Origin of the sequence: Promicromonospora kroppenstedtii, assembly GCF_044389675.1 — a bacterium.
GTDB classification, from domain to species: domain Bacteria; phylum Actinomycetota; class Actinomycetes; order Actinomycetales; family Cellulomonadaceae; genus Promicromonospora; species Promicromonospora kroppenstedtii.
This window is the reverse complement of record NZ_JBIRYI010000001.1, coordinates 328,158-350,605: the sequence shown is the minus strand read 5'-3', so window position 1 is coordinate 350,605 and position 22,448 is coordinate 328,158. Positions and strand designations below refer to the sequence as shown.

General features: G+C 72.7%; 16 protein-coding genes and 1 tRNA gene. 7 read left to right on the top strand and 10 right to left on the bottom strand.

Going from position 1 to position 22,448, the window contains the following annotated elements; all coding sequences use genetic code 11:
* Positions 1-91 precede the first annotated feature (91 nt).
* Positions 92-3,955: a S8 family serine peptidase gene (locus tag ACH47X_RS01580; protein WP_397400759.1), complete on the top strand. Its 3,864-nt coding sequence runs from the start codon at positions 92-94 to the stop codon at positions 3,953-3,955.
* 221 nt (positions 3,956-4,176) lie between these two features.
* Here ACH47X_RS01580 and ACH47X_RS01575 read toward each other — a convergent pair whose 3' ends face one another.
* Positions 4,177-5,409 carry an aminotransferase class V-fold PLP-dependent enzyme gene (locus tag ACH47X_RS01575; protein WP_397400757.1) on the bottom strand — a complete coding sequence of 411 codons (1,233 nt, stop codon included), beginning with the start codon at positions 5,407-5,409 and terminating at the stop codon, positions 4,177-4,179.
* A gap of 137 nt (positions 5,410-5,546) precedes the next feature.
* Between ACH47X_RS01575 and ACH47X_RS01570 the strand changes: the two genes are divergently transcribed.
* Complete coding sequence (locus tag ACH47X_RS01570) at positions 5,547-6,116, top strand: MarR family winged helix-turn-helix transcriptional regulator (RefSeq protein ID WP_397400755.1); 570 nt, start codon at positions 5,547-5,549, stop codon at positions 6,114-6,116.
* Between the two features lie 3 nt (positions 6,117-6,119).
* Here ACH47X_RS01570 and ACH47X_RS01565 read toward each other — a convergent pair whose 3' ends face one another.
* The 7 genes from ACH47X_RS01565 to ACH47X_RS01535 all read right to left on the bottom strand — a co-directional run bounded on the left by ACH47X_RS01565 (position 6,120) and on the right by ACH47X_RS01535 (position 15,721).
* Positions 6,120-7,115 carry a LacI family DNA-binding transcriptional regulator gene (locus ACH47X_RS01565; protein ID WP_397400753.1) on the bottom strand — a complete coding sequence of 332 codons (996 nt, stop codon included), beginning with the start codon at positions 7,113-7,115 and terminating at the stop codon, positions 6,120-6,122.
* 9 nt (positions 7,116-7,124) lie between these two features.
* Entirely contained in the window at positions 7,125-8,471 is a 1,347-nt protein-coding gene (locus tag ACH47X_RS01560; RefSeq protein WP_397400751.1) for a Gfo/Idh/MocA family protein, read from the bottom strand.
* A gap of 34 nt (positions 8,472-8,505) precedes the next feature.
* Positions 8,506-11,667, bottom strand: a complete 3,162-nt coding sequence (locus ACH47X_RS01555) for a sugar-binding protein (protein WP_397400749.1) — start codon at positions 11,665-11,667, stop codon at positions 8,506-8,508.
* A 30-nt stretch (positions 11,668-11,697) separates the two neighbouring features.
* On the bottom strand, positions 11,698-12,600 hold the full coding sequence (locus ACH47X_RS01550) for a carbohydrate ABC transporter permease (protein ID WP_397400747.1): 903 nt from the start codon (positions 12,598-12,600) through the stop codon (positions 11,698-11,700).
* Positions 12,597-13,595, bottom strand: a complete 999-nt coding sequence (locus tag ACH47X_RS01545; protein WP_397400745.1) for a carbohydrate ABC transporter permease — start codon at positions 13,593-13,595, stop codon at positions 12,597-12,599. Before ACH47X_RS01545 ends, ACH47X_RS01550 begins: the two co-directional genes overlap by 4 nt.
* A complete protein-coding gene (locus ACH47X_RS01540) occupies positions 13,592-14,995 on the bottom strand; it encodes an ABC transporter substrate-binding protein (protein WP_397400743.1) in 1,404 nt (467 codons plus the stop codon). The genes ACH47X_RS01545 and ACH47X_RS01540 overlap by 4 nt, the downstream gene beginning before the upstream one ends.
* Before the next feature lie 75 nt (positions 14,996-15,070).
* Entirely contained in the window at positions 15,071-15,721 is a 651-nt protein-coding gene (locus ACH47X_RS01535) for an alpha/beta hydrolase (protein WP_397400741.1), read from the bottom strand.
* A 116-nt stretch (positions 15,722-15,837) separates the two neighbouring features.
* Between ACH47X_RS01535 and ACH47X_RS01530 the strand changes: the two genes are divergently transcribed.
* The gene (locus ACH47X_RS01530; protein ID WP_397400739.1) at positions 15,838-16,023 is read left to right on the top strand and encodes a hypothetical protein; all 186 of its coding nucleotides are present in this window, start codon (positions 15,838-15,840) and stop codon (positions 16,021-16,023) included.
* 75 nt (positions 16,024-16,098) lie between these two features.
* Here ACH47X_RS01530 and ACH47X_RS01525 read toward each other — a convergent pair.
* A tRNA-Pro gene (locus tag ACH47X_RS01525) sits at positions 16,099-16,175 on the bottom strand.
* A gap of 188 nt (positions 16,176-16,363) precedes the next feature.
* Between ACH47X_RS01525 and ACH47X_RS01520 the strand changes: the two genes are divergently transcribed.
* Complete coding sequence (locus ACH47X_RS01520; protein ID WP_397400737.1) at positions 16,364-16,795, top strand: hypothetical protein; 432 nt, start codon at positions 16,364-16,366, stop codon at positions 16,793-16,795.
* A 130-nt stretch (positions 16,796-16,925) separates the two neighbouring features.
* On the opposite strand, the gene ACH47X_RS01515 is transcribed toward ACH47X_RS01520, so the two are convergent.
* A complete protein-coding gene (locus ACH47X_RS01515) occupies positions 16,926-17,987 on the bottom strand; it encodes a LacI family DNA-binding transcriptional regulator (RefSeq protein WP_397400735.1) in 1,062 nt (353 codons plus the stop codon).
* Between the two features lie 204 nt (positions 17,988-18,191).
* Between ACH47X_RS01515 and ACH47X_RS01510 the strand changes: the two genes are divergently transcribed.
* From ACH47X_RS01510 to ACH47X_RS01500, 3 genes are all read left to right on the top strand, one after another.
* Positions 18,192-20,114 (top strand): glycoside hydrolase family 127 protein, encoded by a 1,923-nt coding sequence (locus tag ACH47X_RS01510; protein WP_397400733.1) that lies wholly within the window; start codon positions 18,192-18,194, stop codon positions 20,112-20,114.
* 93 nt (positions 20,115-20,207) lie between these two features.
* Complete coding sequence (locus ACH47X_RS01505; protein WP_397400731.1) at positions 20,208-21,521, top strand: ABC transporter substrate-binding protein; 1,314 nt, start codon at positions 20,208-20,210, stop codon at positions 21,519-21,521.
* The gene (locus ACH47X_RS01500; RefSeq protein WP_142033533.1) at positions 21,518-22,447 is read left to right on the top strand and encodes a carbohydrate ABC transporter permease; all 930 of its coding nucleotides are present in this window, start codon (positions 21,518-21,520) and stop codon (positions 22,445-22,447) included. Before ACH47X_RS01505 ends, ACH47X_RS01500 begins: the two co-directional genes overlap by 4 nt.
* Position 22,448: the final 1 nt, after the last annotated feature.

The following is a 22,448-nucleotide window of genomic DNA, read 5'->3' as shown; positions in this document are numbered from 1 at the left end:
TCAGTGTATGGCACTGATGTTTCCGGCAATCGACGCAATTACCTTCACTGATCAGCCGCGGATGCGCCGTGGCTGACCTGAAGGAGGGCACATGGACCGACGGTCCGACGAACGCCGGCTGTCACGCGGGCATGTGCGCCGTGCGGCAGCGGTGACGCTCGCGCTCGCGCTCACGGCGACGGCGACGAGCACCGCGGCGGGGGCACCGCCCGAGGCCACGGCGAAGAAGAACTACATCGTGCAGATGGCGCTGCAGCCCGTCGCCACGTACACGGGCGGGGTGGCCGGCCTGGCCGCCACCAAGCCGGCGGAGGGCGAGAAGGTCGACCCGGCTGCGCCCGAGGTCGTCGAGTACGCCGAGCACCTGCGCGGCAAGCACCGTACCGCGCTGCGGAGCGTGGGCGCCAAGGACCCGCTCTACCAGTACGTGTACTCGTTCGATGGGTTCGCGACGTCGCTGACGGCGGCACAGGCGGCCGAGCTGCGCGCCGAACCGGGCGTCCTGGCGGTCACCGAGGACGTCCTGGTGCACACGACCACGGCCGACACCACTGCCACCACTGCCACCGCTGACGACAAGGACGGCGACGGCGAGGAGGGCATCACCGTCTGGGGCGAGCCCACGACCGCCGCCGCCTCCGCCGACGACGCGCCGGCCCTGTTCAAGGGCCCGGCCGGCCACGGCAAGCCGGCCGCCGCGGGCGAGGACGTCGTCATCGGCGTCATCGACTCCGGCATCTGGCCGGACAGCGCCAGCTTCTCCGACCGGGACAAGCGCGGCCGCCCGGCCTATCAGCGCCTGCGCGGGTTCGACGGCGAGTGCGACGACGCCGGGACGGTCGGCGACGACTCGTGGGACGACGACTCGTGCAACCTCAAGCTCGTCGCGGCCCGGCACTTCAACGACGCCTGGGGCGGCGACGCCGGCATCGCCGAGCAGATGCCGTGGGAGTTCCAGTCCGCGCGTGACTACAACGGGCACGGCACGCACACCGCGTCGACCGCGGGCGGCAACAAGGACGTCGCCGTCACCGGTCCGCTCAACAAGTTCAGCTCGACGGTGAGCGGCGTCGCGCCGCGCGCCCGGATCGCCGCCTACAAGGCGCTGTGGTCCGCCGAGGACGGTTCGACGGCGAGCGGGTACCCCTCCGACATCGTCGCGGCCGTGGACCAGGCCGTCGCGGACGGCGTGGACGTCATCAACTTCTCGGTCTCGGGCACCCTGACCGACTTCCTGGACCCGACGGAGCTCGCGTTCCTGGCCGCCGCGCAGGCGGGCGTGTTCGTGTCCGCCTCGGCGGGCAACAGCGGCCCGACGGCCGGCACGGTGGCGCACCCGAGCCCGTGGATCACCACGGTGGCCGCGGCCACGCACTCCACCTCGGCCCGTTCGACCGCGACGCTCGGTGACGGCACGAAGGTCTCCGGCACGTCCCTGGCCGCCGAGGTCGTGGGCCCGGTGCCGTTCGTCTACGGGCGCGACGTCGCCGCGGCCGGGGCCACGGTCTCGAACGCCGGCATGTGCTTCACGACGGCCGACAACAACGGCAAGCCAGCGCTCGACCCCGCCAAGGTGGCGGGCAAGATCGTGCTCTGCGACCGCGGCGAGAACGCCCGCGTGAACAAGGGCGCGGCGGTTGCCGAGGCCGGCGGCGTCGGCATGGTCCTGGTGAACACCCTGGAGGGCGACACCCTCAACACGGACGTCCAGGCCGTCCCGTCGGTGCACGTCGCCGCGACCGACCGCGACGCGCTGCTCGCCTACGCCAGGACGTCGGGCGCCACGGCCACCATCGCCGCGGCCTCGGTCGACACCTCGACGCCCGCTCCGTACACGGCGGCGTTCTCCTCGCGGGGCCCGTCGCCCGCGGGCAACGGCAACATCCTCAAGCCGGACGTCACCGCGCCCGGCCAGGACATCCTCGCCGCCGTCGCACCGCCCGGGCAGCAGGGCCTGGACTTCAACCTGATGAGTGGCACCAGCATGTCCGCGCCGTACGTGGCGGGCCTGGCGGCGACGCTGGTCGAGAAGAACCCGCGCTGGTCGCCCATGGCGGTCAAGTCCGCGCTGATGACCACGGGCTCGGACGTCCTAGACGCCGACCCCGAGGCCGCGGCCACGCTCTACCAGCAGGGCGGCGGGCACGTGACGGCGGCCGCCTCCACGGACCCCGGCCTGGTGTACGACAGCGACGTCGAGGACTGGTTCGCCTTCCTCTGCGGTGCCACCGACGGCGTGCAGCAGACCACCTGCGACGCGCTGGAGGAGGACGGGCACAGCCTCGCGCCGAGCGACCTGAACACCCCGTCGATCGCGATCGGGCGGGCCGCCGACGGGCAGCAGGTCACCCGCACGGTGACCAACGTGGGCAAGAAGCGCGCCACCTACACCGCGCAGGTCACGGGCCTGGACGGGCTCGGGGTGCAGGTCAGCCCGCGCAAGCTCACGCTGTCGCCGGGCAGGTCGGCGTCGTTCACCGTCACGTTCACGCGCGGCGAGGCCGAGCTGAACGCACGGCTCGCCGGCCACCTCACGTGGTCGGACGGTCGCGGCGGGCACACGGTCCGCTCGCCCATCGTGCTGCGCATGGGTGCCGAGGCCTGGACCGCCCGGTTCAACGGCGGCGAGAACGGCCTGGGCGCCAACGACGACAACGGCAACGAGACGCTGCTGTCGCCCGACGGCAAGGTCGTCTACACCGCGGGTCAGACGTCTCCGGCGAGCTGGGGCGGGTTCCAGAACTCCCCGGTGACCGCGGCCTACGACGCGGAGACGGGCCGGCCCCTGTGGTCGGACGTGTACGGCGGCCCCACCGGGGTGGGCGGTGACCAGACCGGCTTCGGCATCAGCCCGGACGGCAGCACGCTGTTCGTACTGGCCGCGGGCGGCGGCTACGGCAACGAGTCCGACTACGTCACCATCGCCTACGACGCCGCCACCGGCGAGCGCCGGTGGGTCTCGGTGTACGACGCCGAGGGGCTGTCCGACTCGGGCGAGGCCCTGGCCGTGAGCCCGGACGGCTCGGCCGTCTACGTCACGGGCATGTCGCTCCTCGACGACCAGGGTGCCGCCGACTACGGCACCGTCGCGTACGACGCCGCCACGGGCGAGGAGCTGTGGCGTTCCCTGTACGACGGCCCGGTGGGCGAGACGGACGCCGCCCGCGCCATCGCGGCGTCGCCGGACGGGTCGGCCGTGGTGGTCACGGGCCAGAGCCGTGGCGAGGGCGAGAGCCTCGTCGACTGGGGCACCGTCGCGTTCGACGCGGCCACGGGCGAGCAGCTCTGGGACGCGACCTACGACGGCCCGGACGACAAGGGCGGCTCGGGCGGCGCGGTGGCGATCACGCCGGACGGCACCGTCGTGGTGACCGGCGACAACCAGAGCACCGCGAACTCCACCGACTGGGTCACCATCGGCTACTCGCTGGCCACCGGCGAGGCGCTGTGGACCGAGCGGCTCGACGGCGGCATCGGCGACACCGACGTGCCCCGCACGGTCGTGGTGAGCCCCGACGGCGGGTCGGTCGTCATCACGGGCAACTCGTGGGGCGAGGGCACCGGCAGCGACTACCTCACGGCCGTCTACGACGCCGCGACGGGCGAGAAGCGCTGGTCGGCCCGGTACGACGGGTCGGGGCACGGGCTGGACGTCGCGTACACCGCGGCGTTCTCCCCGAGCGGTGACCACGTGGTGGTGACGGGGCAGAGCAAGGGGGCGGACACCGAGGAGGACTTCGCGACCGTCGCCTACGACACCGCCTCGGGCGAGCAGGTCTGGTCGGGGCTGTACGACGCCGGCGAGTCCGGCGACGTGGCCAACGCCGTCGCCGTCACGGAGGGTCCGGGCACCCAGACCCGGATCGTGGTCACGGGCCAGAGCAACATCAAGCTCGACGAGATGACGAGCGACGCCGACATGGCGACGCTGTCCTACCTGGTCGAGCTGGGCTGAGGCAGCACCCCTGCGGTCGAGCTCCGTCCGCTGGTCCGGGTTACGTGACCTGGGAAAATACTCGGAACGGACTTCTCCGACGGACGGATTCGGGGGCGTCCCCTTCGAGGGCGGGGTTTCTTCGCTTTGAGTCGCGTCAAAGCGAAGAAACCCGGGCCTCGAAGCGAAGGCGCCTGAGCGGAGGCGCGGGCGCCGGGGTTCACCCGGTGCCCGCGCAGCCCTCAGGAGATCCGGCGTCGTTCGGCGAACGCCACGATCTGGGGGACGGCGCGCTCGACGAACACCTCGAAGTCGCGCGGCTCGGTGTACAGGTGCGCAGACAGGCGCAGGTAGCCGACGCCACCGATGCTCGTGAAGGCCGCCTCCACACCGGCCAGGTCGAGCAGGCGCATACGCAGCTCGTCGGCGTCCGTCCGGTCCCGCCCGAGCCCGTCCGGCAGCCGGAGCAGACGCATCGACACCACGGGCATGCCGACGTCGGTGGCCACCGGGGCGTCCACGTAGGGCTGCAGGGCCGCGCCGATGACGGCGACGCCGTGGTCGGCGAGCGCCGCCATCGTCGTGCGGGCCCGGTCCCAGCCGTGCTCCCGCTCGACGAACTCGATCGCGCGGGGCGAGGCGATGTAGCTGGTGGCGTCCAGCGTCCCCTGCGAGTCGAACCGCGCCGGGTACGGCTCCTCGGCGCCCCACGAGTCGATGAGCGGCCACAGGTCGTCCCGGTCGGCCGCCCGTGTGACGAGCAGTGCCGAGCCGCGGGGCGCGCAGGGCCACTTGTGCAGGTTGCCGAACCACCAGTCGCCGCCCGCGACGGCCGCCGCGTCGGCCACGAGGCCCGGGGCATGCGCACCGTCGATCAGCACGCGGGCGCCGTGCTCGTGGGCGAGCTCCGTGATCCGCGCGGTGGGCAGCAGGCGGGCGGTGGGCGACGTGATCTGGTCGACGACGACGAGCCGCACGGCGTCGGTGAGCTCGGCCCGGAACCGCTCGACGACTTCGTCGGCGCTCGCCGCGAGCGGGATCGTGACCGCGCGTACCCGGGCGCCGAAGCGGCGGGCGAGGCGCTGGGCCCCCATGGTGATGGCGCCGTACCCATGGTCGGTGACGAGGATCTCGTCGCCGGGTGCGAGGCGGAGGGAGTTGAACACGACGGTCGCCGCCGCCGAGGCGTTGGGCACGAACGCCGCGTCCTCCGCCCGGGCGCCGACGAAGGGCGCGACCTCGTGCCGGGCGGCGGCGACGAGCTCGTGGACCCGGGGGAACCAGGCGACGGGGCGCAGGTCGGCCTGGCGGCGCAGCTCGTCCTGGTAGCGCACCACCTCGGTGGGCACCGCCCCGAACGAGCCGTGGTTGAGGTGCACGACCGCGTCGTCGAGCGGCCAGGCCGCGCGCGCCGGTCCCCCGGAGGCGAGACGCACGGGCGCCGGTGCCGGTGCGGTGTGTAGCTGGTGGTCCATCGACGCCTCTCGGTAGTTGTCGGACAACCTTGGCAGTGCGACGCGCCCGGCACCAAAGCCTCGGCGGGTCTCGTGCTACTTTTTGCTAGCCCGTCTACCTTCAAGCGTGGGAAGTAATATCTGAGAGGGGAACGCACGTGGTTCCTGAACCCGAGCCGATCGACCCGTCCGGCCCGTCGATGCTGGACCCCCGCGTCCTGGACCCGCGACAGGAGATCGTGCAACGGTCCGGCCTCGACGAGCAGGAGGTCGACCAGGTCGTCCGCGTGCTGCAGGGGCTGCGCGACTGGCGCGAGGCGGAGCGCCGGATGAGCGAGGCGTCGCGACGCTACATGAAGCTGGGCGAGACCGACATGCGCACGCTGCGGTTCGTCATCGCGGCGCAGTACCGGGGCGAGACCGCCACGCCGGGCGCCATCGCCGCGCACCTGGGCATCACGTCGGCGTCGACCACCAAGATGCTCGACCGGCTGGCGGACGCGGGGCACATCCGCCGGCTCCCCCATCCCACCGACCGGCGCAGCCTGGCGGTCGAGGTGACGGAGGAGACCCGGCAGATCGCGCTGAAGAGCGTGGGCCGCGACCACGCCCACCGGTTCGAGGCCGCGGCGCGGCTGAACCCGGAGGAGCGCGAGGTGGTCATGCGGTTCCTCGGCGAGCTCACCGCCACCGAGAACCCCGGGGACCTCAAGGCCCCCGGGGAGTGACGGTCAGGTCGACGGCCCCTGCACCAGGACCGGTTCGACGAACCGCTCCCCGCCGGTGGGCGCGGGCTCGATGACGTTGTCGGCGGCAACCCGGCCGACGCCCATGAGGTCGAGGTCGATCGTGGTCAGGCGGCGCAGCTTCTGGTCGATCACGACCTCCTCCCAGTTGTCGACACCGACGACGGCGACGTCGTCCGGCGCGCGGCGGCCCTGGGCCTCCAGGGCGTCGAGCATGCCGAACCCGATGTGGTCGTTCCCGCAGAAGACGGCGTCGTACGGCACGCCGCCCTCGTCGAGGAGGCCCACGGCCTGCTCGCCCCACTCGCGGCGCCAGGACCCGTGCAGGATCGTGACGGGCTCCAGCCCGGCCTCCTGGAGCGCGCGCCGGAAGCCTGCCGCGCGCCGGCGCACGGCGAGGTCGTCCTCCCCGGCGGTCACGTGCGCGATGCGGGTGCGGCCACGCTCCAGCAGGTGCCGCGCCGCGAGATACCCGGCCTGCTCGTTGTCGGGCAGGAACACGTAGTCGCCGGGACTGTCGGTCGCGGCGAAGGCGTAGGTCACCGGCACCTCGAACTGGTGCGTGATCGACGGCGTCACGCGCGCGTAGCCCGAGCCGACCACGAGCAGCCCGTCGATGCGCCGGTCCTGGAGGGTCCGGATGCTCTCCGTCATCTCGCGGTGGGCGTCTATGCGGCCGTCGAACACGAGCGCGGCGCGCTCCCGGCTCCCGAGCCGCAGGACGGCGCCCATGACGACCGGCCGGGAGAACGTCGCCGTCGCGCGGTGGGTCAGCAGCCCGACGGTGCGGCTGCGCCCGGACGCGAACGACTGGGCGAGCGCGTTGGGCCGGAAGTCGAGCCGCTCGGCCGCCTCCAGCACGCGCGCCTTGGTCGCGGGTGAGACCACCGGGCTGTCGTTGAGGGCCTTGGAGGCGGTCGCCTTGGAGACGCCGGCCACCGCGGCGACGTCGCTCAGGCGCACGGCGCGTTGTGTCGCCATCCGAGGATCCTATCCAGCCGTCGCCGCGCCGAGCGGCAGGTCCCGGACGGTGACGGGCCCACCGCTGACCAGCGACGCGTTGCCCGCCACGCCGACGGCGAGCGCCCGGACGCCGTCGAGCCATGACGCGGCGCGGCCGAGGTCGTCGTGGCCGGCGCCGAAGAACAGGTCGCGGAGCAGCGCGTCGTCCGCGCCGCCGTGCCCGCCCGAGGCCTGGGGCACCGCGATCTCGCGCGCGGTGCCGAAGTGCGACTGGACCAGCAGCCGCTCCCCCGTCGGCCGCAGGTCGTCGCCGCCTGCGGCGTCGGCCTGCGCCGACGGGTCGACGGGCCGGCCGGCGTGCGACTCGACGGCGCCACGCTCGACCACCGCGAGCTCCGCACGCCCCGCGGTGCCGTTGATCGCGACGGTGTACCCCTCCCAGGGCGCGTGGGCGTTCAGCGCGTAGGTCATGGTGGCGCCGCGCGCGTAGTCGACGATCACCGACAGGTTGTCCTCGATGTCGATCCCGGCGGAGAAGACGTCCTGGTCCCGCAGGTACCCGTCGTACGACTCCTGCTCGTGGTACAGGCCGCGCAGCAGCTCGTGGTCGCGCAGGTCGAGCGCGAACGGGTCGAGGTGGGCGCCGTCGTGGGTGCCCCGAGCCGGGCGCGGGCCGAGCCCGCGCCGGGCGGCGTTGGCGTCACCGTAGAAGCGCAGCCCGCCGCTGGCGTAGACGCGCGTGGGAAGGTCGGCGAGCCACCAGTTGACCAGGTCGAAGTGGTGGGACGACTTGTGCACGAGCAGCCCGCCCGAGTTTTCCTTGACCCGGTGCCAGCGACGGAAGTAGTCGGCGCCGTGCGACGTGTCCAGCAGCCACTCGAAGTGCACGGACGTGACCTCGCCGATGTCGCCCCGTGCGACGACCTCCTTCAGCGCGGCGTTGCGGGGCGAGTACCGGTAGTTGAAGGTCGTCACGACGTCGCGCCCGGTGGCCTCGACGGCCTCCGCGATACGCCGCACGCCCTCGGCGTCGGTGGTCAGGGGCTTCTCGACCACGACGTCGGCCCCGCCGTGCAGGGCGGCCACCACGAGGTCGGCGTGCGCGTGGTCGGGGGCGGTGACGATCACCCGTTCGATGCCCGCGTCCGCGACGTAGGCGGTGATCGCGCCCAGGTCGATGCGCTCCGGCGCCGGGTACCCGGCCGCGGCCAGCCGCCGCTCGTTCCAGTCGAGCCGTCCGGGGTTGGTGTCGCCCCAGGCCACGAGCTCGGCCTCCGCGGCGTAGGGACCCGTGAGCGCGTCGAGGTAGAGCTGGGCGCGCCCGCCCGTGCCGAGCAGGGCGTACCGCGCGCGGCGGCTGGTCGTGCGTGTCATGGCTGTGTCCTCCGGATTCGTGCGAGCAGGTAGGTCAACGGACCGGCACAACCGGTACGAAGAGCGCGGCGTTCTTGCTCGGCCCGATGCCGCTGCCCCACTCCAGGAACCCCTGGCGGGCGCCGCCGTCGTTGTCGTTGGCCAGCAGGGAGAACGAGAACGCGCCGTCCTTCGGGTCCACGCCGAGCTCGGCCCAGGGCACCACCACGTCGTAGGTCGTGGTGCCGGCCGTGCGCACGACCTTGGCCCTGACCGTGCCGACGGTCCCGGCGGGCGCCGTGTACCGGTAGACGGACGCCGTCGCGCCGGGATGGATACCGAGCTCGACGCGGGAGGCCGGATCCTGCCCGGGCAGGCCGCGCGCGACCGCGAGCTGCACCGAGTCCCCCTCCCAGAGCCGGTCGACCGCCGCGGACGGGCGGTGGTCCTCGTCGCGCAGCGCCGCCCGGACCCGCAGGCCGCGGTCGCTCCAGGACAGCGCGAAGGTGCCGCCCAGGTCGTCCGCGTCGGGCGTGCCGCCGCTGAGCGCGACATAGGTGCCGCGGGCCCGCCAGTCCACGACGGCCGGGCGGCGCGGCTCCTTGACCACCGGGGCCAGCGCCGTCGTGCCGGTCAGGCGCCGGGACTCCCCCGCCGCCGTCAGCGAGACCGCGAACCTCGTGGGCTGCCACGGGGTGAGCCCCGCTCCGTCGATCGCCGACGTCGTGGTCTGCCCCGTACCCACCGAGAACGCGGGGACGGTGCCGGACGCCGCGCCGACGGTCCAGCCGACGTCGGCCACGTCCACGGCCTCGCCGCCCGGCAGGTTCCGGGCGCCGAGCGCGAGCCCGACGTCGCCGCGCCGGTCCGCGACCGGGCCGAACGAGAGCACCGGGTTCTGCACGACCTCGGCGGTGTCGCCGACGTACGCGACCACGGCGTCGCCGCTGCGCACGGTGTAGGCGACGGGTCGCTCCCCCGCCTCGCGCATCGGCTCCAGGCCGAGCACGCCCTGGACCTCGGCGCCGGTACCGGTCAGGACGAGCCCGCCCCCGACGGGGCCGACGACGCTCACCTCGCCGGCCACGCCCAGGGCCGCTCGATCCACGGTCACGGGGACCGAGGCGCCACCACCGAGCGGGATCTGGTCGGGCGTGGCGACCTGCGCCGCCGCGTCGGCGACGACCGCCGGGGTGCCGACCGCACCGGTCACGTAGACGGGATCGCCCCCGACCGTGAGCTCGACGGTCGCGTCCGGCAGGGCGCGCCAGGACCGCCCGTCGCCCCGGACCAGCCGCGAGGACGGCCCGGTCCCCACGGCCACGGTCACCGGGTCGCCCGTCGCCCACACCATGCGGACGACGCCGCCGGCCGCGTCCTCGAAGTCGGCCACCACCGCGCCGTCGAGGCGCCGGAGCTCGGTCAGCGTGCGCCCCGCCGTCTGCCGGTTGTAGACCGCGAGCGCCGGGTACGCGGGCTTGGGCGTGAGCGCGGTGCCGCCGCCCGTGGGCAGCCGGCTGATGCCGAAGTTGTGCTCGGGCTCGGCACGGTTCGCGCCGGAGTCGATGAGCTCGTAGTAGACGGTGCGCTCGACGCCCGCGGCCCGCAGCAGCGCCGCGGACCGCACCACGTAGGCGGCCTGCTGCTGCTCGGTCGTGCCGCCGGTCGTCGTCGGCCAGCCGTGCTCGCTCAGCCAGATGGGAATGTCGGAGCCGGGCGCGTACTCGTCGATCAGACCCCGCAGGGTGGCCACGCCCGCCTCGGTGCGGCCCTCGGGCGAGCCGGGGAAGTCGTAGGTGTGATAGCTGACGGCGTCCAGGTGGTCCAGGCCGCCGAGGGCGAACAGGTCCTCCATGAAGTCCCACCGCGCGCCCGCGCTGACCGGACCGACGACGCGGGCGCCGGGGGCGGCCTCGTGGATCGCGGCGGCAGCCGGTTCGAGCAGCTCGAGGTAGCAGGCGGCCGTCATGCCGCAGGCGCCGGTGTTAAACGTGTGGTTGAACTCGTTGTAGACCTCGTAGTCGACGCCGGAGCCGTAGTGCTCGGCGGCCGCCGCCGCGTAACGGGCGTAGGCGGCGATCCCCTCGGGCGACGACGGCGTCTTGCCGCCGTCGTACCAGCGGCTGAAGTAGGCGAGGATGACGATCGGGCGCTCGCCGCGGGCCTTGGCGGCCGCGATCTGGGCGTCGAACAGCGCGGGGAACTCGTACACCCCGGGCGACGTCTCGATGGTGTCCCAGGACGGGCCCTCGCGGACGGTCCCGGCGCCGAGCGGCCCCATGAGCGAGTCGATCTGGTCCACCGAGTAGCGGTTCACGTGGGCGGCGACGCCGACGTGGGCATTCGGTCCCGACGGGCCCGGCTGGTCGACGACGGCCAGGGTGCCGGTGCGCGTCAGGGGCTCCGGTGCCGTGATGGAGATGGTGAGGCCGTAGTAGCCGGCGGGCAGCGCGGACAGGTCGATCGAGGCCGCACCCGCGGTGGCGGCCGCCGTCCCCGTGTCGAGGCGCTGCCCGGAGGAGGCGCGCAGCTCCCACGTGACGCCGTCGGCCACGGTCTTGATGCCGACATGGGCGTCGCCCGTCTCGTAGACGAGGGCGGTGTCGGCGAACGCGAGCGTGCCGGGCGGCGGCTCGTGCTCCTCGAACGACGGGTTGACCACGAGGTTCTCGTCGTCGCCCGCCACGGACATGCGGGCGTCGTCGAACCAGACGGTGCCGGTGCCGCGTACGAGGAACCGCATGACGAAGGTCATGCTGCCCGCGGGCTGCGTATAGCTCCACTCCAGGTGGGTCCAGCCGCTCGTCCCGGCGGGCAGCTCCACGCGCTGGGCGTGGTCGCCGCTGAGCACCACGTAGGCGGCGTCGGATGCGGAGAGGTCCTGGGTGCGGACCCACACGCTCATGTCGTAGGTGACGCCGCCGTTGGCGCGGATGTTCTGCCGCAGGTCCACGTACGAGGCCGAGTACGGGGAGTCGAAGTCGACGCGGGCGGCGGCAGCGCCGTCCTGCGCCCCGGCCGTGTCCGCGGTGACCACGAACTCGGGGCTGCCCGAGACCGTGGTGGTCCATCCCGGGAAGGAGTCGGAGGCGGCGAGGTCGGCACGCGCGGGCGGCGGGGCCACCAGCATCAGGCCCGCGAGCAGTCCGACGAGCAGAGTGGTCGAGGTGAGCAGGGCGAGGACGGCGCGCAAGGGCCGTCTCGAGGCGACACGCATCAGGTTCTCCCTCTGGCTGACCGTCATCGGTCAGCCCTTGACGGCGCCGGCCTGGCCGGCGCTCCGCAGGAACTGGCGCTGGAACACGAGGAACAGCACGACCGGGATGACCACCGAGATGAACATCCCCGCCATGAGCAGGTTGGTCGGGGCGGTGTCGGCCACGCGGTAGAGGCCGACCGACAGCGGCTGGAGGTCCGGCGACGGCAGCACGAGCAGCGGCCAGAGGAACTCCTTCCACGAGGCGACGATCGTCAGCAGCGAGACGACGCCGATCACCGGGCGCGACATCGGCAGGACGATCGACCAGAACACGCGGAACACGCCCGCTCCGTCGATCCGCGCGGCCTCGAACACGTCCCGCGGCAGGCCGTCGAAGAAGCGCGCGACGAGCAGCACGTTGAACGCGCTGGCCGCGGACGGCAGCCAGACCGCCCAGAACGTGTTGACGAGGTTGACTCCGATCAGCGGCACGTCGAGCACCGTGACGTAGAGCGAGATCAGCGACACGACGCCGGGGATGAACAGGGTCGCCAGCACGGCCCCGTTCACGAGCCGGGCGTACCGGGGCCGCAGCACGGCGATGCCGTAGCCGCCGGTGAGCGCGACCAGCAGCCCGAAGAACCAGCAGCCGGCCGCGACCCAGACGGTGTTGAGCAGGTACTGCCCGACGTGGATCTGCGACCACGCGTCGGGGAGGTTCTGCCACTGCACACCGCTGGGCCACCACGCGAACGGCTCGCGCAGGATGTCCTGGCTGGTAGAGAGGGCGGCCTTGAACAGCCACAGGAGCGGGCCCAGGGCGACGATGCACAGCGCGGCGACCAGCAGCACCGTGAGCACGCGCATCGTGATGCGCACCGACCGGCGGGAGCGGTCGAGCGTCGAGACGTTGGAGCGCTCGTCGGAGTCGACGGTGGTCAGGGCGGTCATGACTCGCTCCACTTCCGGGTGAGCCGCAGGTAGACGGCGGACAGGAGGCCCAGGCCGACCGCGAGCAGCAGGCTGAGCGCCGTGGCCTTGCCGAAGTCGCCCGACAGGAAGGCGTAGTTGTACACGAGCATCAGCAGGGTCACGGTCCGGTTCTCCGGACCGCCGCCGGTCATCACGAACGGCTCCGTGAAGACCTGCATGGTGCCGATGAGCTGCAGCAGGAGCATCAGGAGAATGACGCCGCGCAGCTGCGGCAGTGTGACGTGCCACGTGCGCTGCAGGATCGACGCGCCGTCGACCTCTGCGGCGTCGTACAGCTCGGTGCGGATCGACATGAGCGCGGCGAGGTAGATGATCGTCGCCGTGCCCGCCGACGCCCACGTGGACTGGATCACGATGCTCGGGATGGCGAGCGCCGGCTCCTGGAGCCAGCCGACGGGCTCGATCCCCAGCGCGATGAGCGCGCTGTTGAACAGGCCCGTGCCCGAGGGCTCGTAGAACTGCTTCCACAGCAGCACGCTGACCACCGGCGGGATGATCACGGGCAGGTAGGCGAGCACACTCGTGATCTGCCGGGTGCGCCGCAGCTCCGCCATGACCACCGCCATGAGGATGGGCAGCGGGAACCCGATGACCAGCGCGAGCACCGCGAACCAGGCCGTGTTGCCGAGCGCCGTCCACAGGAGCGGGTCGGCGAGCACCCGCTCGAAGTTGCTCAGCCCCACCCAGGTGGGCTCGGTGATCAGGTCCGTGCGCTGGAACGCGAGGATCAGGCTCTTCGCGATCGGCCACCAGGCGAAGTAGCCGAACGTGAGCAGCAGCGGGAGGAACATCACGAGCGTGCCGACCCCGCCGCCGCGCACCCACGACAGCAGCGCTGCGGCCGGCGAGCCGGGCCGGCGTCCGGTGCGGCGCCGAGGGGCCGCGTCGCGCGGCGGTGTGGGCGGGGCGACCGCGGCGGGCGGGGCGGTGACGGTCACGATGTTCTCCCTCATCCGGCGTCGACGAGGTCCTGCACCTGCGCCTGCGCGGCCTGGAGCAGCTCGGCGGGGTCGGCGTCCTCGCGCGTGAGCACGGCCTGCGCCACCGGGTCGAGGGCGGCGTACAGCTCCTGCGCCTTGACCGCGGGCTCGGGCACGATGGTCGCGTCGGGCAGGCTGTCGATGTAGGCCTGGTAGTTCTCCCGCGGCACGTTGACCTGCGGCTCGATCCAGCCGAGGAAGGTCTCGTACTGCTCCTCGGAGACGACGGGTACCTCCGGCAGGCCCACGGGCAGGTCGTCGGCCACCTGCGACTCGGCCCAGGTGGTCGCGGCCTCCTCGTCGACGTAGCGGTCGAGGAAGTAGTACTTGGTCCACTCGAGCGCCGCGCAGAGCTGGTCCGGCGTCGCCTTGGGGCTGAACCACTGGATGTTGCCACCACCCAGGACGCCGAGGGCGTCGTCGCCCACCGGGAAGGGCGCCAGCCCGAAGTCCTCGGCCGGCATGCCGCGCGAGATCACGACGCTGTTGTAGAGGTTCGCGCCGTTGAGGCTCTGGCCCACGTAGCCCGCCGCGAGGTCGTCCCGGACGGTGTTGTTGTCGTGCAGAAAGTTGTCGCCCGCGGCGTCCTGCCCCCAGCGCACGTCGTGGAGGAACTCCAGGCTCTCCCGCATGCCCGGGGTGTCCAGCGTGACCGTGGTGGTGTCGCCGTCCTGCTCCTGGACGAGGCTGCCGTTGGAGTACGCCATCGAGGTCAGGAGCCAGCCGCCCACGTTGCCGGTGGTGGGGATGATGAAGCCCGTCTCCCCCGTCTTCTCGGAGATCGTCGCTGCGGCGGCCAGCACCTCGTCCCACGTGGCCGGCGGCGCGTCCGGGTCCAGGCCGGCCTGCTCGAACAGCGCCCGGTCGTAGACCAGGCCCATGGTGTAGGCGGCCCGGACGACGCCGAAGGTGTGCCCGTCCGCGTTCTGCGTGACGCCCGTGACCTGCGGGTTGAGCTGGCTCAGCACCTCGTCGCCCTCGACGTAGGTGGTGATGTCGGCGGCCTGCCCGCGCGCGATCAGGGCCTGGATGTCCGTGAAGGGCACCTGCAGGGTGGTCGGCAGGGTGCCGCCGACCAGCAGCGCCGAGAACGTCGAGACGTCGTACTTGGTCTCCTCGTCCTCGATCGTGATGTTCGGGTGCAGCTCCTCGAACGCGGCGATCGCGTTCTCCCACGCCTCCAGCGTGGCCGCCTGGTCCGACGTCGGCCGCTCGCCCACCGTGATCGTCACGTCGGCCTCGGGGTCGCAGGCCGCTCCGGCCTGCGCCTCCGTACCCGGGGCCGCCCCGTCCGAGCAGCCGGTCACGATGACTCCGACGAGCGCGAGGCTCGAGACCACACCGCCGACGCGGCTCCAACGACGCTGTCGCATCCTCTACTCCTTCGTAGATCCCGGCCCTTCGATAAAACCGGTTTCACGAAGAGTGCCCGCCGCAGCGCGGGGCTGTCAACCCCCGATCTCGCGCCGGGCCGTCCAACGCTCGCGTACCAGCCACGCCTCGCACGCCCGGGTCCACCCGAGCCACGACTCGTCGAGGCCGACGCCGTGCCCACCCACGGGGTACAGGTGCAGCTCGTGCAGCACGCCCGCGGCGGTCAGCGCGGACGAGAGCAGGAGCGAGTGCTCGGCCGGCACCTTGTGGTCGTCGAAGGAGTGGAAGACGAAGAAGGGCGGCGCGGCGGTCGTCACGAGGGTGTTCAGCGAGAGCGCCGCGCGCCTGGCGGGGGTGTCGTCCTGACCCAGGAGGACGTCGGCGGAGTCGCGGTGCACATGGTTCTGCAGGGTCACGACGGGGTAGCCGAGGACGACGCCGTCGACCCGCGAGTCCTGGCCGGCCGGGGCCAGCGCTGCCAGGCCGGCGGCGTGGCCGCCCGCGGAGAAGCCGACGAGCAGTACCCGCTCGACGCCACGTTCCCGGAGCTCGGCGATCCGGCTGGAGACGGCGTCGTGGGCCGCCGGGTGGGGCTGCCCAACGGGGTAGCGCAGCACGTCGGCGGGCAGCCCGAGGCCCCGGAGCCACTCGGCCACCGGCTCCGCCTCGTGCGGGGCGTGCCTCCGGTAGCCACCGCCGGGCAGCACGAGCGCGTGATCCGTCATCGACCATCCTTGAAACCGGTTTTGAGAGGAGGGTCAGCGTGGCATGCGGCGGCTCTGGCGGGCAAGTCGCCGGACACTCGTTGTGCGCCGGGGCGCCGGGGTGGGACTGTTCGGCAATGATGACGGCCGACACGCCCCGGAGGGGTTTCTGGCACCAGGTGGGGCGACCGTTCCGAGCGATCGGACGCGGCCTGGGCCGGGTGCTGGAGGTCCTGGACCTCCTCAGCGCGATCCTCTGGATCGGCCGGGGTGTCGTCTGGGTCGTTCGCGGCATCGGACGGGCGTTCTCCGACTCGTTCTGAGCGGCCGCATCGCTGCTGCGACGTCGGAGACGACGATGCCCACCAGCGCCAATGTGTATCGGTGCTGGTGGGCGGTGGTCGGGGTGACAGGATTCGAACCTGCGACCCTCTGCTCCCAAAGCAGATGCGCTACCAAGCTGCGCTACACCCCGTGGGTCCGCCGTCGCCAGGTATCCGGACTGCGCCGGACCCCGTGGGCAGGACCAGCCGAGTGTATCCGATCGACGCCCGCGACTGCCGGATGTTTCCGGCCCGCAAGCAGCCAAGTAATCCTTTGAACTCTCCGCACCGCGCCTGCCATCGTCGAGTCACGGACTGTTGCGTATCGGAGGGGATCGGCATGCTGTGGCGGCGGACGACGGCGCTCGCCCTGCCGCTCGCGCTCGCCCTCGGCGGCTGCTCCGCAAGCGGCACGGGCCCGCCCCGGGAGGACCAGCAGCGCTCGATCGTGGTCGAGAGCTTTCCGGCGGCCCCGCCCGGGCTGCCGGCCGAGGGGGTCACCAATGCGACGGTCGACGCCACGGTGCGGCCCGCCCGCCTCGCCGTGACCGCGTGGGGCACGCCCGGATGCATGCCCTACCCGGTGTCGGTCGCCTGGCTCGACCGCTGGACCATCGAGGTCTCGACGGCGCCCGGCCCCGACTCCGGTTGCTCGACCGAGTACCTGGCCGTGAGCCAGGTCGTCGTCGTCCCGGTGGACCACCCCGCCGACGAGGTGCGGACCGTCCGGGTGGACGGCGCCGAGGTGGCGTTCGCGTTCCGTGAACCCTAGCCCGACGCTCCGCCGACGACCAGGCGGGATCGGCCCGGGAGCCACCTCACCTTCGAGGCCTAAGTTTCTCGCCTTTCGACGGCCACAAAGACAAGAAACTTAGGCTTCGAAGGGGAGGAGCCAGTCGGGTCTAGCCGTCGCCCAGCGTCGACGCCCGGACCACCAGCCGCGGCGCCAGGCGCTCGACGCCGCGGGCCGGGTCGCCCTCGATCGCCGCGATCAGCAGCTCGGCGGCGCGCTGACCCAGCCGTTCGAGCTGCATGTCCACCGTGGTCAGCGGCGGGCGGCTGGCCAGCGACATCACGTCCCAGTCGTCGTAGCCGGTCACCGCGACGTCGTCGGGCACTCGCAGTCCTCGCTCGCGGAGCCGGTCGCATCCCCCGCGAGCGAGCTGGTCGGACGCGAAGACGATCGCGTCCACGGGCAGGTCGCGCCCCGCGGAGCCCGATCCCGACCCAGAGCCGGAGCCGGAGCCCGATCCCGAGCCGCCGGCCAGGATCTGGTCCACCGCGCGCCGCCCCCACTGCTCCGACCAGTCGCCGTACAGCGGCTCCCCGACCACGGCCAGGTCGCGCGCGGCGAGCTCCGTCGCGAGCGTCTCGTACCGCACCAGGGACGCGGCCTGCTCCGCGCGTCCGCCCACGTACGCGATCCGACGTCGGCCCAGGCCCACCAGGTGCTCGACGAGCAGCCGCATGCCGAGGGCGTCGTCGGGCACCACGGAGGCGTCTGCGGGGTCGGACGACGGCGCGAACGCGTAGACCACCGGCATCGGCACCTTGATGGGCTCGCGCGGCTCGGTGGTGCGGCCGGTGACGATGATCCCGTCGACCCGCCGGGCCACCAGCGCGCGCACGTGGTGCTGCTCGCGCACCGGGTCGTGCCGGGCCGTGGCCAGGAGGGCCGAGAGCTCGCCGCCCACCAGCGCGTTCTCCGCGCCGAGCACCACGGGCAGCGAGAACCGGCCGGCGGAGTCGGTGCTCAGCAGGCCCACGGTGAAGCTGCGCCGGGCCGACAGGGAGCGCGCGCTGGCGTCAGGCACGAAGCCCAGCCGGTCGGCCGCCTCCCGGACCCGAGCGCGGGTGCTCTCCCGCAGCGAGCCGGTGTCGTTGAGCGCCTTGGACACCGTGCTCGGCGACACGCCCGCGAGCGCCGCGACGTCCGTGATCCGTACGACCGCTCCCCGGTCCATCCGCACCGCCCCTTCTCGACCTGGTTTCCTTCCGCGTTTTCCGTCGAACCTGCGCGACAGCAACGGGACGCCGCGTCATCGTACCTCCCGGCCCAGATCAGCGCCCAGTTCCTGGCGAATTTCGCCCAGACCTTTGACGCTGGTCACGCCGGTCCCTACGATCAGGAAATCGGATTCCTAGTTTCCGTCCGGAGGAGAGCATCGATGACGACGACGCCCAGCGGTACGACGCGCGGACCGGCCGAACCCACGAGCGACGCCCGGGTGCTGCTGCGGCCGCTTGCCCCCGGGTACGTCACGGTGGACGCCGGGCTGTGGCGCCGCACCGCCGACGTCAACCGGTCCGCCGCGATCCCGGGCGGGCTGGAGCAGCTCGCCAAGGCCGGCAACCTGCGCAACCTGGAGATCGCCGCGGGGATGGCCGACGGCGAGGCGATCGGCCCGATCTTCGCGGACTCCGACGTGCACAAGTGGCTGGAGGCTGCCGCCTGGGAGTACGCCCGGGAGCCCGACGAGCAGCTCCTTGCCGACCAGCTCCACGTCACGAGCCTGCTCGCGGCCGCCCAGGCCGACGACGGCTACCTGGACTCGGTGCCCGCGCTGCGGAACGTGCCGCGCTACAGCGACCTGCCGTGGAGCCATGAGCTCTACTGCGCCGGGCACCTGTTCCAGGCCGCGGTCGCGCAGGTGCGCGGCACCGGCCGCACCGAGCTGCTCGACGTCGCGATCAAGCTGGCCGACCACCTCGTCACCACGTTCGGCGACGGTCCCGGCCAGCTCCGCGAGGTCGACGGCCACCCCGTGATCGAGATGGCCCTGGTCGAGCTGTTCCGCGAGACCGGCACCCAGGCCTACCTGGACCTGGCGAGCTGGTTCGTCGAGGCGCGCGGCACCGGCATCATCGAGGCGCACGGCAAGCAGCCCACCTACTTCTCGGACCGGGTCAAGGTCCGCGAGGCCACCACCGTCGAGGGCCACGCCGTGCGGGCGGTGTACCTGGGCGCCGGCGCGGCCGACGTCGCCATCGAGACGGGCGACGCCGAGCTGCTCGCGGCGCTCGACACCCAGTACCGCGCGATGGAGCGCGGCAAGCAGTACCTCACCGGCGGCCTCGGGGCACGCTGGGAGGGCGAGGCGTTCGGCGACCCGTACGAGCTGCCGACCGACCGCGGGTACGCCGAGACCTGCGCCGCGATCGGCGGCGTGCAGTGGGCGTGGCGCATGCTGCTCGCCACGGGCGAGGCCCGGTACGCCGACCAGATCGAGCGCATGCTGCTCAACGGTTTCCTCGCCGGGGTGTCGCTGAGCGGCACCGAGTACTTCTACGTCAACCCGCTGCAGCTCCGCAGCGACGCGCACGCCGAGGAGGACCGCAGCCCGGCGCACGGCCGCCGCGGCTGGTTCGACTGCGCGTGCTGCCCACCCAACATCATGCGCACGGTCTCCAGCTTCACCGGCTACGTGGCCACGGCGGACGGGCCGAGCCTGCAGCTGCACCAGTACGCGCCCGGCACGGTCACCGCCCCGCTCGACGGCGGCACGCTGCGCCTGCGTGTCGAGACCGCCTACCCCGACGAGGGCAGCATCGCGCTGCACGTCGAGGAGGGACCGGACGCCGAGACGACGCTCGCCCTGCGCGTGCCCGCCTGGGCCGACGGCGCCACGCTCGACGGCGCCCCGGTCCCCGCCGGTACGTACACCAAGGTCACGCGCCGCTTCGCCGCGGGCGACGTCGTCCGGCTCGACCTGCCGATGACGCCGCGCCTCACCACGGCCGACCCCCGGGTCGACGCGGTGCGCGGCAGCGTCGCGATCGAGCGCGGGCCGCTGGTGTACGCGCTCGAGCAGCCGGACCAGGAGGCCGGCGCCGTGGTCGACGACCTGCGGATCGACGCCTCGGGCGCGCTGTCCGACGAGTTCCGCGGCGACCTGCTGGGCGGGGTCACGGTGGTCCGGGCGCACGGCGCCGTCGTCCCCGGGCCGGATGCCGGGGCGACGACGCCGTACGGGCCGGCCACGACGCCGTCGGCCGACCCGGTGCGGGACGTGACGCTGACCGCGATCCCCTACTACGCGTGGGCCAACCGTGGCCCGCAGCCGATGCGGGTCTGGGTCCCGACCCGCTGACCGCACGCTCCCAGGGGGCCGGTCCCGGCCCCCTGGGGAAGCACGACCCCAGCACGTCTCACCCTGCGTAACGACGCGTAAGGAAGGAGAGCGATGGAGCTCACCAGACGCCAGCTGCTCACCCTCGCCGGCTCGGCGACGGCGGCTGCCGCACTCGCCGGCTGCGGCGGCACGCTGCGGCCGGCGAACGTCGAGGCCGCGGGCTTCGGCGAGAACGCGACGGGCACCCTGAACCTGTGGTGCCGGTCCGACACCGTCAACGGCACCCAGGCCGTCGTCGACGCGTTCCACCGGGCCCAGGACCGCATCCGCGTGCAGGTCACGCCCATCCAGAACGGGCAGTACGTGACCAAGCTCGCCACCGCGATCCGCGGCGGGCGGGTGCCCGACGTGATCGACATCGACGACATCTACTCGACGCTGTTCGCCTACCGCGGCGCGTTCACGGACCTGACGCCGCTCATCGAGGACCTGGGCATCGGCGACGCGCTGAGCCCCGGTCACCTGGCCCTGAGCACCAAGGACGGCCGGAACTACGGGCTGCCGTTCATCGGCGACTTCTCGGTGCTGTTCTGCAACACCGAGCTGTTCGACCGCGCGGGCCTCGACGTCGACGAGCACACGAAGGACTTCGACGGCATCCTCGCGGCGGCCCGCGCCATCAGCGCCCTGGAGGACGACGTCTACGGCTGGTCGTTCCCCGGCAACGCCTCGGGCGCGCTGGGCTTCACGGTCCAGCCGCACGTCTGGGCCACCGACCGCGACCTCATCGCGGGCGACGTCGGCAGCCAGCGCGGCGACGTCGTCGGCAACGAGGCGCTGCGCCGCACGCTCGACCTCGAACGGACGCTGTGGGCGGAGCAGCTCGTGCCCCCGGGCAGCTTCTCGGACGACGCCTCGCGCTGGTCCGCCGACTACACCGCCGGCCGGCTGGGCATGTTCCCCGCGGGCTTCGGCGTCGTCGTCCCCAACGCGGACTCGGCGCTCCTGGAGCACACGAAGGTCGTGCTGCTCCCCGGGCCCGACGGCGGCCGGGCGTTCTTCGACGGCGGGGACAACCTCTGCATGCTCAACGGCGCGCGGAACCCGTCGGCGGCGTGGGAGTTCATGAAGTTCGCCGTCGCCGTCGAGCAGCAGGCGCGGATGCCGGAGGGCTTCTACTCCCCCGTCCGCTCCGACGTCCGCACGCCCGAGTTCGCGGAGAGGTACCCGCTCGTGCTGCCTCCGCTGGAGGCGCTCGACCGCGGGTACGCGCCCACCACGCTCGCCTACAACCTCATCTACAACCAGCAGGACGGACCGTGGCTGCGCATGTTCCGCGCGGCCGTCTTCGACGGGGAGGTCGATGCCGCCATGCAGGAGGCCCAGACCACGTACGACCGCATCCTGAGGCAGGCGCAGGCATGAGCGCCCCGACAACGACGGCGACGTCCGCCCCGCAGGCGTTGCGCCGCCGCAGGTACGGGACCCTCACGCACCCGAGCCGCACGGGGCTCGCGCTGGTGACACCGGCGGTCGCGCTGGTGGTCGTGTTCGTGTTCGTGCCGCTGGTCGTGGCGGTGTACATCTCGCTGACCAACTTCCCGCTGATCGGGCCGTACCGGTTCATCGGGCTCGACAACTACGCCTCGGTGCTCACGGACCCGACGTTCTGGACCGCGCTGGGCTACACGCTGCTCTACACGGCGATCGTCACGCTGCCGATCCTGCTGCTCGGGTACGGCCTGGCCGTGCTGGTGCGGTCCAACCGGCGGGGCGCCACACTCCTGCGCACCATCTTCTTCGTCCCGTTCGTCATCGGGCTGACGACGCTCAGCTTCCTCATGCTGCTGGAGGCGCAGCCGAACAGCGGCCTGGTCAACGTGGCGCTCAAGGCGCTGGGCATCACCGACGGGACGACGGCGTGGCTCGTCGACGGGCCGCTCGCCACGGGCCTGCTGTGCGTCATGGTGGTCTGGGGCGTGTCGGGGCTGACGATGGTGCTGCTCATGTCCGGGATGCAGGGCATCCCGCGCGAGGTCTACGAGTCGGCGGAGATCGACGGCGCCTCGTGGTGGCAGCGGGAGCTGCGGATCACGGTGCCGATGCTGCGCCGGACCATCGCGATGACCGTGATCCTGTCGGTCATCGGGTCGTTCCTCGCGTTCACGCAGTTCTACATCCTGACCCAGGGCGGTCCCGGGTCGGAGACCACGACGATCGTCATGGCCATCTACCGGCGGGCGTTCGTCCAGCTCCAGCTCGGTGCGGCGACGGCGATGTCGCTCGTGCTGGTCGTCATCACCGGTCTGGTCACCGCGGCCCAGTTCTGGCTGCTGCGGGAGAGGAGCTGAC